Here is a 13055-nt window from a genome sequence, read left to right as displayed (position 1 = left end):
CCCGGCTGCCGCTAGACTGTATGGACCAGCATTGACCCGGCCATCACCGGTGAGCTTCCGGAAGAAAAGCACCGAATGCCCTCAACGGCAAACAGTGCCCAGTAGAACCGGGCGGGTAAGCCCGTCACAGCAGTAATGAGAGGCCGGAACATCACGTTCCGGTAAGTGAGGTGGTACCGCGGTACCTGCGCAGCCGACAGGCAGCACAGAAGCCGTCCTCGCATCCTGACAGTCAACCAGCTATCACAGGATATGAGATGACCCACTACCCCAAGGCCTCAGCGTCTTCGTCCGGCACGCATGGCGTGTCCGCTTCCGTGAAGTTCCCGGAAATCGAAGAGCGCATCCTCAAATACTGGGATGAAGACGGCACCTTCCAAGCCAGCATCGACCAACGGGATGCGGGCACGGACGGCAGCAACGAGTTCGTCTTCTACGACGGCCCTCCCTTCGCCAACGGACTGCCGCACTACGGCCACCTGCTGACCGGCTACGCCAAGGACCTCGTCGGCCGCTACCAGACCCAGCGCGGCAAGCGCGTGGAGCGCCGCTTCGGTTGGGACACGCACGGCCTGCCGGCTGAACTCGAAGCCATGAAGCAACTGGGCATGACCGACAAAACCCAGATCGAAGCCATGGGCATCGACAAGTTCAACGACGCCTGCCGTGCCTCCGTCATGAAGTACGCCAACGAATGGAAGGCCTACGTCACCCGCCAGGCCCGCTGGGTGGACTTCGAGAACGACTACAAGACGCTCAACGTCGAGTACATGGAGTCGGTCCTCTGGGCCTTCAAGCAGTTGCACGAAAAAGGCCTGACCTACAACGGCTACCGCGTGCTCCCTTACTGCTGGAAGGACGAGACGCCGCTGTCCAACCACGAACTCCGCATGGACGACGACGTCTACAAGAACCGCCAGGACCAGACCGTCACAGTCACCTTCCCCATCAAGGCCGGTGCCTCCGAACTCTCCAAGGAGCTCGAAGGCGTCCAGGCGCTCGCCTGGACCACCACACCCTGGACGCTGCCCACCAACCTGGCGCTCGCCGTAGGGCCGGAGATCTCCTACGCCGTCCTGCCAGCTGGACCCAACGGCGTGAAGGCCGCTTCCGCGGAAGCTCCGGTGACGGGCAGCTTCCTGCTGGCAGCAGACCTTCTGGGTTCGTACGCCAAGGACCTGGGATACGACGACGCCGCTGCCGCGACTGCCGCGGTGGTGTCCACCCACAGCGGTGCCGAGCTGGAAGGCCTCGAGTACCAGCCTCTGTGGAACGACTTTGCCGATGCTGAGAAGTATGGGACGCAGAACGCCTGGCGTTTCCTGGTGGCCGATTACGTGACCACCACCGACGGCACGGGCATTGTCCACCAGGCTCCTGCCTACGGTGAAGATGACCAGAAGGTCTGTGAAGAGGCCGGCATCCCGGTGGTCCTGTCCGTGGACGAGGGGGCCAAGTTCCTGCCGCTGTTCGCCCATGGCGAGCTGGCATCCATCGTCGGCCTGCAGGTCTTCGATGCCAACAAGCCCATCACGCAGGTTCTGCGCGCCGACGGCCGCCTTGTCCGCCAAGCCAGTTACGAACACAGCTACCCGCACTGCTGGCGCTGCCGTAACCCGCTGATCTACCGCGCGGTCTCCTCCTGGTACGTCGAGGTCACCAAGTTCAAGGACCGCATGTCCGAGCTGAACCAGGAGATCAACTGGATCCCGGGCAACGTCAAGGACGGCCAGTTCGGTAAGTGGCTGGACAACGCCCGCGACTGGTCCATCAGCCGCAACCGTTACTGGGGCTCACCCATCCCGGTGTGGCAGTCGGACGACCCCGAGTACCCGCGCACCGACGTTTACGGTTCGCTGGCCGACCTCGAAGCCGATTTCGGCCGCCTGCCTGTCAACAACGAAGGACAGGTGGACCTGCACAGGCCCTTCATCGATGAACTGACCCGTCCCAACCCGGACGATCCCACGGGCAAGTCCACCATGCGCCGTGTCGAAGACGTGTTGGATGTCTGGTTCGACTCCGGTTCTATGCCGTACGGGCAGGTGCACTATCCGTTCCAAAACCAGGAATGGTTCGACACCCACAACCCCGCCGACTTCATCGTGGAGTACATCGGCCAGACGCGTGGCTGGTTCTACATGCTCCACATCCTGTCCACGGCCCTGTTCGACCGTCCGGCGTTCCGCAATGTCATCAGCCACGGCATCGTCCTGGGCTCCGACGGACAGAAGATGTCCAAGAGCCTGCGCAATTACCCGGACGTCTCCGAAGTCCTGGACCGCGACGGTTCTGACGCCATGCGCTGGTTCCTCATGTCCAGCCCCATCCTCCGTGGCGGGAACCTGATCGTCACCGAACAGGGCATCCGCGACGGCGTCCGCCAGGTCATCCTGCCGCTGTGGAACGTGTACAGCTTCTTCACCCTGTACACCAATGCCGCCAACGGAGGGGAGGGATACGAGGCCAAGCTGCGCTATGACGGTTACGCCGACACCCTTGACCAGTACCTGATGGCGAACACGGGTGACCTGGTCCGCAAGGTCACCGCCAGCCTGGACAGCTACGACATCTCCGGTGCCTGCGACGAGCTGCGCAGCTACCTGGACATGCTCACCAACTGGTATGTCAGGCGCAGCCGCCAGCGCTTCTTTGACGAGAACGTCGACGCCTTCGATGCGTTGTACACCGCCCTCGAAGCTGTGTGCCGCGTGTCGGCATCGTTGCTGCCGCTGGTGACCGAAGAGATCTGGCGCGGCCTGACCGGTGGCCGTTCCGTGCACCTGGCCGACTGGCCTGAGGCTTCGCTGTTCCCGTCCAACCCCGGTCTGGTCGAGTCCATGGACCGCGTGCAGCAGATCTGCTCGACCGGTTCCAGCCTCCGCAAGGCAGCAAACCTGCGTGTCCGCCTGCCCTTGCAGGAGCTGACTGTCGTGGCACCCGGCGCGGACGCGCTGGAAGGATTTGCCGCCGTCGTCGCTGATGAACTGAACCTGCGGTCGGTGCGGCTACTGGATGCCGCCACGGCCTCGCCCGAGGAGTTCGGCATCGAGCAGAAGCTCGTGGTCAACGCCCGGGCCGCCGGCCCGCGGCTCGGCAAGAATGTCCAGCAGGCCATCAAGGGCTCCAAGTCGGGCGATTGGTCGGTCAACGACGGCGTCGTTGTGGCCGGTGGCTTGGAACTTGAGCCGCAGGAATACACGCTGGAAACCGTGGTTTCGGAGTCGGCCGACGGCGGTTCAGCATCGGTTGCGGTGCTGCCGGGCGGCGGATTCGTGGTCCTGAACACCGAAGTGACTCCCGAGCTGGCCGCCGAAGGACTGGCCCGCGACATGGTCCGCGCCATCCAGCAGGCCCGCAAGGATGCCGGGTTCAACGTCAGTGACCGCATCCGGACCACTGTGTCAGCTGCCCAGGATGTCGTGGACGCGCTGGAAGCCAACGCTGAATTGGTGAAGACCGAAACACTCACCCTGGAACTGGAGGTTCTTCCGGCCAGCGTCGATGAACCGCAGGTTACCGTTGCAAAGGCAGGGGCCTGAACCATGACTGACGAATTTTCCGTTGAGAGCGTCTACGCCGAACTCCTTGGCAGGGCGCCGGAAAACAAGATGGAACCGCGCCTTGCGCCGCTTTTTCGTGCCATGGACGTGCTGGGGGAGCCGAACAAGGCTTTCCCGATCATCCACATCACGGGCACCAACGGCAAGACTTCCACTGCCCGCATGATCGAAGCCGGTTTGCGCGCCCACGGACTCAGCACGGGCCGCTACACCAGCCCGCACCTGTCAAAGGTCACTGAGCGCATCAGTATTGATGGCGAGCCGGTACCGGACGCGACGTTCGTACGCATCTGGGATGAGATCCGCCCGTACCTGGAAATCGTTGACAACGAGCTCGTTGCGGAGAACCAGCCGCGCCTGACGTACTTCGAATGCCTGACCATTCTTGGCTTCGCGGTGTTCGCGGACCAGCCGGTGGATGTCGCAGTGATTGAAGTCGGCCTGGGAGGCATCACCGATGCCACCAACGTCGGAGACGGCCAGGTCTCGGTCATCACGCCGATCTCGCTGGACCACACGGACCTCCTGGGCGACACTACCGAGGACATTGCCTACGAGAAGGCCGGAATCATCAAAGCCGGCGGCTTCCTGGTAAGTGCGGCCCAGCCGGTGGACGCGGCCCAGGTCCTGCTGGAAAAGGCCCGTGAAGTGGACGTGCCTTTCCGCTTCGAGGGCGTCGAGTTCGGCGTCGAGTCCCGCAGTGTGGCCGTGGGTGGCCAGGTCCTGACCATCCAGGGACTCGCCGGGCGCTACGAGGATCTTCTGCTGCCGTTGCACGGTGCCCACCAGGCCGAGAACGCCGCTGTTGCCGTGGCCGCCCTTGAGGCATTCTTCGGCGGGGGAGAGAAGGAACTGGACGCCGAGGTGCTGAAGGAAGCATTCGGCACCGTGACATCTCCCGGCCGGTTGGAAGTCGTGAGGACCGCACCCACGGTAGTGGTTGACGCAGCCCACAACCCGGACGGCATTCGTGTCACGGCAGAAGCAATCCAGGAGGCATTCACCTTCAGCAAACTGGTGGTGGTGGTTGGGGTCCTGCGCGAGAAGGACGCGGAGGAAATCCTGAAGACCCTCAAGGAATCCCTCGGCGGACTCGCCGAGGAGTTCTGTTTCACGCAGTCCAACTCGGCGCGCGCCGTTCCGGCAGCGGAACTGGCTGAACTCGCCATCGATCTTGGCTTTGGCGAGGACAACGTGCATATCGCCGAGAAGCTCGACGACGCCATTGAGTGGGCTGTCGAACGTGCCGAAGCCAACGATGACCTGGCGGGCGGTGTCCTGGTGACGGGTTCCATCACGGTGGTGGCCGAGGCCCGGATCCTGCTGGGAAAGGCGAGTGCCTAGCATGGCGAAAATGACCAAAGCGCAGCGCGAATGGCGTCCCGGCATGCCGAAGAAGCGCCGGTCCACCAAAGTGATGTTTGCGTCCACGGTGCTGCTGCTCGAAGCCTTCGTGGCTTTCTTCGGCACCTTGGCTGTGTTCGGCCTGAAGCGCGGCGAAGTCGATCCGGGCATCATCCTGGGCGTCGGAATTGCCCTGAGCGTGGTGCTGGTCCTTGCCTGTGCCGTGCTGTCCAGGCCGTGGGGCATCGGACTGGGATGGGTGCTGCAGGTAGTGCTGATCCTGACGGGATTGGCCGAGCCCATGATGTTCATTGTCGGCATCCTCTTTGCCATCTGCTGGTGGTACGGGATCCGTGCCGGCATGAGGATCGACCGTGAGGTGGCACAGCGCGACCGTGAACAGGCGGAATGGGACGCTGCCCACGGTGAAGAAGCCGGCCCACAAACCCCGTAAACTGGCTGGGAAAACCACCGAACGTAAGTCACTGAACACATCACATTGGAGCAACTGTGAGCATTGAACGGACCCTCGTCCTGGTCAAGCCCGACGGCGTCGCCCGCAACCTGGGCGGGAGCATCCTCGCCCGCATCGAGGCCAAGGGCTACACCCTGGCCGAACTGAAGAAGGTCAACGCCACCCGTGAGCTGCTGGAGCAGCACTACGAGGAACACGTGGGCAAGCCCTTCTACGAGCCGCTGGTTGAGTTCATGCTGAGCGGACCGGTCATCGCTGCCGTCTTCGAGGGCCACCGCGTCATCGAAGGCTTCCGCTCACTGGCCGGAACGACGGATCCGACGACGGCCGCCCCGGGCACCATCCGTGGCGACTTCGGCCGCGACTGGGGTCTGGCGGTCCAGCAGAACCTCGTCCACGGCTCCGACTCCGTTGAATCGGCCGAGCGAGAGATCAAGATCTGGTTCGCCGGCTAACCACGCCGCACCGACATCACAGCTAAGGCCAATGTTCGAGTCGAACATTGGCCTTAGCTGTCACCCGCGGAGGGGTTTAGTAGCCGGATGTCCCAGCGAAAACGTGGATGAAGGCGAAGAAGATCGTGGCGATGACCGCGACATACAGGAGGGCCACAATGATCCACCCGGAATCGCCCAGCAACTTGGTCAAGCCCGGCGGTGCCTTGATGACGCCGTGGGAGATGTTCCGGATGGTCACCCAGACAAAGAGGGGGATCATGACGGCCCACACCACCATGCAGAACGGGCACAGTACATTGATGACGTACAGGGCCTGCGACCACAGCCAGACAACGAACACGAAACCGAGGGTCACGCCCGCCTGCAGTCCAAGCCAGTAGCCGCGCGAGAACCTGGCGCCGGCAAGAAGGCCCATGGCCGTGGTGATGATGACGGCAAAGGCCACAATGCCGATGAACATGTTGGGGAATCCGAACACGGAGCTCTGTGGTGTTTGCATCACGGCGCCGCAGGAAATCCACGGGTTCACATCGCAGACCGTTACATGGTTGGGGTCCTTGAGGACTTCCAGTTTCTCCAGGACCAACGCCCCGGACGCCAGCCAACCGATGACGCCGGTGACCAGGAGGAGCCAGGCGAAGGGCTTGTCGCGGACAGCCCTCGGCAACTTCTCCTGTTGTGCGGACGACTCTCCCGCAGTGGTGGAGGTATTGATGGCCAGGTTTTCCCTGGCGGTGCTCGGCATCGCGGATCGGATCCTTTTCGACGTTGTGCCCCGGCGGGCCGGGAAGGGTTCTTGGGAGGATTCTAACGCCGCTGGCTGTGGGCTGCGCCCAGCTTGTGCCGATCCGGACGACACAGCGTCCTAACGGGCGATGTCGCGCGGGTGTGAGAGAATGAACATGGCTGGAAGCCGACCCACATTCGGATTCCGGTCCGGTGACTTGTTCCCAAGACCGCCAGTATGAGCTGGGCATGCCCGGATCACGTCGATCCTCGGTAGGCCCGCCATAACAATGGACGGCACCTGGTTGTGGCAGCAGAACAACGGGTTTCAGAACTAAGCCGCCGGCCTTCCAGGGCTGCCGCACCCCAATGATGGTGCGAACCGGAAGGCATACTACCGACTTCTGTCAACGCCTGCGGGTTTTGACAATATTTGCCCCTCTGGGCGCCGGATGTGGCGGTGTCGCTGGGGCAGGAGTGTTGCCACATATGGATAATGATCAGGTTGTAGCCGTTAATGATGAGGCAGCTCCCGCGGAAACTGCGGAAGCGCCCAAGAAAACCACCCGGACCCGGCGCAAGGCTGCGCCCAAGGCAGTTGCTGAGGCAGAGGCAACCGAGGCCCCTGCCACTGGGACGCCCGCAGTTGCGGAAACTCCCGAGGCTGACGCCAAGCCCGTACGCCGCACCCGGTCCCGCAAAAAGGTTGAGCCAACCGAGCCCTTGCCCGGCCTCGGCGATGAAACCGCCGCAGGCCAGGAGCCTGCTGCCGAAACCCAGCCCGAAGCCGTCCCTGAAGCTGCCCCCGAAAAGCCGGTCCGCCGTCGTCGTGCTGCCAAGCCCAAGGTGGAGGCAGAAGAGACGCCCGCAGTTGCTGAAGTTGTTGAAGAAACCACGACGCCGGAAGCCGGCGCCCAGCCGGAAGAACCTGCTGCTGAGGAAGAGGCTCCGGCCGAGGAAGCTGCTCCTGCCGCTGCCACCTCGCTGTTCATGGAACCGGTTTCCATCACGTCGATGATCTTCCAGGCCCCTGACCTCACCACTGTCCCGCGCGTTGCGGCCGTGGAAGAGACGGACGACGAGCCGGAAGACGACGCTGAAGCAGCCGCAGACGGTGAGCTGGACGAGGGTGGCAGTCGTCGCCGTCGCCGGAGCCGTGGCCGCCGCGGGCGCCGTGGCACTGAACGCGACGAGAACGACACCGAAGACAGCAATGACTCCGGCGACGAAGAAGCTCCCGCAGCTGAAGCCCTCGAGGAAGGCGTCACGTCGCGTCGCCGTCGTCGTCGGCGTCGTGGAGACCAGGACCTTGAACTGACGGGCGGCTCGGATGACGACCCGCCCAACACGGTAACCCGCGTTCGCGCCCCCCGGCCCATCACGGAAACGGCTCCATCCAACCGGGTCGCAAGCGTCAAGGGCTCCACCCGGCTCGAGGCCAAGAAGCAGCGTCGCCGCGAGTCCCGCGAGACCGGACGTCGCCGCCAGGTGATTACCGAAGCCGAGTTCCTGGCACGCCGCGAATCCGTGGACCGGCAAATGATCGTCCGCCAGCGCGACGACAGAATCCAGATCGCAGTCCTTGAAGATGGCGTCCTGGCCGAGCACTTCGTGTCCAAGACCCAGCAGGACTCCCTGATCGGCAACGTCTATCTCGGCAAGGTCCAAAACGTCCTGCCATCCATGGAAGCTGCATTCGTTGATATCGGACGCGGGCGCAATGCGGTGCTGTACGCCGGTGAAGTCAACTGGGATGCAGTGAACCTGGAGGGCCAGCCGCGCCGGATCGAGAATGCGCTGAAGTCCGGCGACTCCGTCCTGGTCCAGGTGACCAAGGATCCGGTGGGTCACAAGGGTGCCCGCCTCACAAGCCAGATCTCACTTCCGGGCCGCTACCTTGTGTACGTGCCGGGTGGATCCATGACCGGCATCTCGCGCAAGCTGCCCGACGTCGAACGCAACCGCCTCAAGCGGATCCTGAAGGACCGCCTGCCGGAAAACGCCGGAGTCATCGTCCGTACGGCCGCTGAAGGTGCCTCGGAAGAAGAACTGACCCACGACATCAACCGTCTGCGCGCGCAGTGGGAAGGTATCGAAGGGCAAGCTTCCTCCACCAAGGTGCTGGCACCGGAACTGCTTTACGGCGAACCGGACCTCACCATCAAGGTTGTCCGTGACGTCTTCAACGAGGACTTCTCCAAGCTGATCGTCTCCGGTGACGACGCCTGGGACACCATCGAGGCTTATGTAACCTATGTTGCCCCCGACCTCGTGGGCCGCCTTGAAAAATGGACCAAGGATCAAGACATCTTTGCTGCCTGGCGCATCGATGAGCAGATCCACAAGGCTCTGGAACGCAAGGTCTTCCTGCCGTCCGGTGGCTCGCTGGTCATTGACCGCACCGAAGCCATGACGGTGGTGGACGTCAACACAGGTAAGTTCACCGGCAGTGGTGGAAACCTGGAAGAGACAGTTACCAAGAACAACCTTGAAGCTGCCGAGGAAGTCGTTCGCCAGCTTCGCCTGCGTGACATCGGCGGCATCATCGTCATCGACTTCATCGACATGGTCCTGGAATCCAACCGCGACCTCGTTCTCCGCCGCATGGTGGAGTGCCTGGGCCGTGACCGTACCAAGCACCAGGTTGCTGAAGTAACGTCACTGGGCCTTGTCCAGATGACCCGCAAGCGCATGGGCACCGGTCTCCTTGAAGTCTTCGGTGAGCAGTGCGAGCACTGCGCAGGCCGCGGTGTCGTGACGCATGACGAGCCCGTGGAGCACCGCCGCGCCAACACCGTGGCAGCCGAGCAGCACCGTCCGCACACCGAGGCACAGCAGTCCACAGCCCGCACCGAGCGCAAGCGTCGCCGCGGCAAGGGCGGCGCCCAGGGAACGGTCGAAGCGCCGGCCCAGGTACATTCGACGCCGTCCGCCCCTGTTGCGGCACCGGCAGCACACCCGGAAGCCCAGGACCCTGCCCGTCAGGCAAAGGCCGAAGCAACCCGGGCTGCACTGGCGACGATTGCAGCGGCCGCGCATGCCGCCCACCTTCACGATGACGAGCTCCACAAGGCAGAGGAGCAAACCCGGGCGGCCGGGGAGCATGGTCCCGACGCCGGTTCAGTCTCCGCTGCCCCGACGGCCCAGGAAGCCGCGGCACACGACGCCGCTGTCCGCGAAGGCCGGGCCACTCCAGTGCTGCGTTTTGGCGGCGAAGAGGTTGCCTTGCCTTTCGTTGAACACCACGATGAGCCGCAGGCAGCCCGGCCGGCCATGAGCCTGGACCGCCTGGCCGAAGCTTTCTCGCACCTTGGCGCGGCACCGTCGCCTGAGGACCAGAAAGCCAAGGAAGCTGTCGAAGCCCCGAAGGCTGCGAACACCCCGACGACTGAAGCTCCGGCTCCGGCCGCCGACGAAGCCCCCTCAGCATCGCGGGGTCGTCGTAGCCGCCGGAACCGCAGTGCAAGCAGGGCCCAAGGCGCGGCCAACGAGACCAGTGTTGAGCACCACGACGTGACCGCTACGGCCGCGAAGGGATCGGCGCACGAGTCCAAGGCGCCTGCGGAGCCGGTCAGGAAAGCGGCCCCGGACGAACCCATCATCCTGGGCGTCGGCGTACCGGCCTCCGAACTCTAACCGTTTGTGACCGCACCAAGGCCCCGCAGTTCCGCTACCAGCGGCAATTGCGGGGCCTTTTGCTGTCTGCCGGTGCGCTAGGCTGGGGGACTGACACGGGGTGCCAGGCGATGGGCCAGGCTGAGATCCAAACCCGTTGAACCTGTCCGGTTAGCACCGGCGAAGGGATGTCCTCATGGCCGCATTGTCATCTTCCGCTGTTTATCCGCTGGCGGAGGACCGCAGACGAACCCCCCGGGTACTTAGCATCGCGGGCTCCGACCCGTCCGGAGGAGCCGGAATCCAGGCTGATTTGAAGAGCATCGCCGCCCACGGTGGATATGGCATGGCTGCCATTACGGCTTTGACGGCCCAGAACACCCTGGGTGTCAGCGGTGTGCACGTACCACCCGTGGAGTTCCTGCGCCAGCAACTGGACGCCGTCAGTACCGATATCGTCATCGACGCGGTGAAGATCGGGATGCTCGGCGACGCGGCTGTTATTGACGAGGTGCGCAGTTGGCTCGAATCGGTGCGCCCCGCCGTCGTGGTTCTTGATCCCGTGATGGTGGCCACCAGCGGTGACCGCCTGCTGACCGACTCCGCAGGGGAGGCCCTTCGTTCCCTGCTTCCATTGGCGGACCTGATCACGCCGAACCTGCCCGAGCTTGCCATATTGCTGGGGGAAACCGAGGCTGCTGATTGGGCATCGGCATTGGAGCAGGGCAAGCGACTGGCAGCTGAGTGCGGAAACACGGTCTTGGTCAAGGGCGGTCATCTGGCCGGCTCGGAATGCCCCGATGCCTTGATCAACACCAGCGGGCTGTTGCGGCAGGACGTCATCGAAGTGGCAGGTCCAAGGATTGCGACCCGGAACAGCCATGGCACTGGATGCTCGTTGTCGTCCGCCTTGGCTACCGTCCAGGCGCGCACGGGCGACTGGGAGGCCTCACTGCGCGAAGCGAAACCGTGGCTGCTCCAGGCCCTGAGGAGCGCAGGGGAGCTGGAAGTGGGCCAGGGCAACGGGCCTGTGGACCACTTCCACCACCAGCGCGTCCTCCAGCCTGGCGGATTTGCCGCCACTTTGTGGAAGGAAGCCATCCCGGAGCTTGAAAAAATCCACGGCCTCAACTTCATCCAGGAACTGCAGTCGGGGCATTTGCCGGAGCCGGCATTCAGCTACTACCTTGCGCAGGACGCCATCTATCTCAATGGCTATTCCAGGGTCCTTGCCCGTGCAGGCGCGTTGGCGCCCACCGAGGAAGAACAGCTGTTCTGGGCCAAGAGCTCACGGCAGTGCCTGGAAGTTGAATCGGAACTGCACAGGAACTGGTTGAGCTCCCGTGAGGCTTCGGGCGTCACCGGACCGGTCACCAAAGCCTACGTGGACCATCTGCTGGCAACGACGGCGTCAGGCAGCTATGCGGTGGTCCTCGCGGCGATCCTGCCCTGCTACTGGTTGTATGCGGAAGTGGGTCAAAAGCTCCACGCCGCGTTCGTCGATGCCGGGGCCTCCGGCGGGCATCCCTACGCGGACTGGCTGCGGACGTACGCCGACGAGGACTTTGCCTCCGCCACAAGGATGGCGATCAACTTCACAGACGCGGCGGCCGTTGCCGCTTCCGGGCGTGAACGTGCGGAGATGCTTGAGGCTTTCAGGCAGTCCTGCCGCTACGAGACGGCGTTCTTTGATGCTCCGCGGCTCTACGCCCAGGGTGGGCCGGCCTGTTGAATCGGGACTGAACCGGGACTGAACCGGGATGAAAAGCATGGCTTGTCCCGCGCGTCGCGGGCGTGATCACGTTAATCGCCGCCAAACCCTGTAGGCTGTATGGGCACGGTGCCGGGAGAGTCCGTTACACCTCGTGATGCAAGTCACGGGGTAGCCTCCGGTCCCGGCCTCATTTGCAGCTGAGGGTCAAACTAGCGTAATCTTGATCTTCGGTGCTTACGCCAACACTTGGGTTATGCCCCTTGGAATTGTTCATGGGATGACTCGCGGACTTCGAACAGAAGTCCACGGCGTTGAGGCACAGCGCGAACCAAGCCTGATTCCGGTGACAGGTTCCGCACGCAAATTTAGTTATAAACGTCGAGAGAAGTGAGTACCCAAGTGGTGTACGCGATTGTCCGCGCAGGCGGCCGCCAAGAAAAAGTTTCCGTTGGAGACTACGTAACGCTTAACCGCGTCCCCGGTGGAGCCGGTAGCACGCTTGAGCTGCCCGCCTTGCTCCTGGTTGACGGCGACAAGGTCACCTCCGCAGCAGCGGAACTGGCCAACGTCAAGGTTACGGCTGAGATCCTCGAAGACCTCCGTGGTCCGAAGATCGTCATCCAGAAGTTCAAGAACAAGACCGGCTACCGGAAGCGTCAGGGTCACCGTCAGGAACTGACCAAGATCAAGATCACCAGCATCGCGTAACTTTCGTTACCCGCTGTTCAGGTTTTTCAGTTTCCCCAGAAATTTAGAGGCAGGCATTTCACATGGCACACAAAAAAGGCGCGAGTTCCACTCGCAACGGTCGTGACTCCAACGCACAGTACCTGGGCGTCAAGCGCTTCGGTGGTCAGGTAGTCTCCGCCGGCGAAATCATCGTTCGCCAGCGCGGCACTCACTTCCACCCGGGTGCAGGCGTCGGTCGCGGTGGCGACGACACCCTGTTCGCCCTGCAGGCCGGTGCGGTTGAGTTTGGTACTCGCCGCGGCCGTCGCGTAGTGAACATCGTTGCTGCTGCAGCTGCAGAGTAACAACAAGTTCTGAACCGGTGGAGCGGGCCAAGCGGCCCGCTCCACCGTTCTTTTAACCGCATTACAATCGACTAGGGCGCCCTCAGGCGCGCTGGTTTTTGCAACAGCGCTGGCAACAGCAATAGA

Annotated in this window: 9 protein-coding genes and 1 riboswitch; of the genes, 8 read left to right on the top strand and 1 reads right to left on the bottom strand. The window is 63.2% G+C overall.

The features are described 5' to 3' along the window. Positions 1-257: 257 nt before the first annotated feature. The 4 genes from ileS to ndk are packed head-to-tail and all read left to right on the top strand — an operon-like array spanning position 258 to position 5837. Entirely contained in the window at positions 258-3542 is a 3285-nt protein-coding gene (gene ileS / locus JMY29_RS11275) for an isoleucine--tRNA ligase (protein ID WP_110505992.1), read from the top strand. Between the two features lie 3 nt (positions 3543-3545). Further along, complete coding sequence (locus JMY29_RS11270; protein WP_189075480.1) at positions 3546-4907, top strand: bifunctional folylpolyglutamate synthase/dihydrofolate synthase; 1362 nt, start codon at positions 3546-3548, stop codon at positions 4905-4907. Position 4908: 1 nt separating this feature from the next. Beyond that, positions 4909-5361: a DUF4233 domain-containing protein gene (locus JMY29_RS11265; protein ID WP_039241765.1), complete on the top strand. Its 453-nt coding sequence runs from the start codon at positions 4909-4911 to the stop codon at positions 5359-5361. Positions 5362-5417: 56 nt separating this feature from the next. After that, a complete protein-coding gene (gene ndk, locus JMY29_RS11260; protein WP_018777822.1) occupies positions 5418-5837 on the top strand; it encodes a nucleoside-diphosphate kinase in 420 nt (139 codons plus the stop codon). 76 nt (positions 5838-5913) lie between these two features. On the opposite strand, the gene JMY29_RS11255 is transcribed toward ndk, so the two are convergent. Continuing rightward, positions 5914-6585, bottom strand: a complete 672-nt coding sequence (locus JMY29_RS11255) for a vitamin K epoxide reductase family protein (RefSeq protein ID WP_189075481.1) — start codon at positions 6583-6585, stop codon at positions 5914-5916. A gap of 470 nt (positions 6586-7055) precedes the next feature. On the opposite strand from JMY29_RS11255, the gene JMY29_RS11250 reads away from it, so the two are divergent. The 4 genes from JMY29_RS11250 to rpmA all read left to right on the top strand — a co-directional run bounded on the left by JMY29_RS11250 (position 7056) and on the right by rpmA (position 12929). Beyond that, a complete protein-coding gene (locus JMY29_RS11250) occupies positions 7056-10202 on the top strand; it encodes an Rne/Rng family ribonuclease (RefSeq protein WP_189075482.1) in 3147 nt (1048 codons plus the stop codon). Positions 10203-10288: 86 nt separating this feature from the next. After that, positions 10289-10387, top strand: a riboswitch (TPP riboswitch). After that, positions 10378-11913: a bifunctional hydroxymethylpyrimidine kinase/phosphomethylpyrimidine kinase gene (thiD, locus tag JMY29_RS11245; protein ID WP_079582177.1), complete on the top strand. Its 1536-nt coding sequence runs from the start codon at positions 10378-10380 to the stop codon at positions 11911-11913. Its footprint overlaps the riboswitch before it by 10 nt. Positions 11914-12294: 381 nt before the next feature. Beyond that, the gene (rplU, locus tag JMY29_RS11240) at positions 12295-12603 is read left to right on the top strand and encodes a 50S ribosomal protein L21 (protein WP_018777818.1); all 309 of its coding nucleotides are present in this window, start codon (positions 12295-12297) and stop codon (positions 12601-12603) included. 62 nt (positions 12604-12665) lie between these two features. Then, positions 12666-12929 (top strand): 50S ribosomal protein L27, encoded by a 264-nt coding sequence (gene rpmA / locus JMY29_RS11235; RefSeq protein ID WP_003803426.1) that lies wholly within the window; start codon positions 12666-12668, stop codon positions 12927-12929. Positions 12930-13055 lie beyond the last annotated feature (126 nt).

The organism is Paenarthrobacter nicotinovorans, from assembly GCF_021919345.1.
Classification (GTDB): domain Bacteria; phylum Actinomycetota; class Actinomycetes; order Actinomycetales; family Micrococcaceae; genus Arthrobacter; species Arthrobacter nicotinovorans.
The sequence above is the reverse complement of the archived record's forward strand: the minus strand, read 5'-3'. Positions and strand labels throughout refer to the sequence as shown.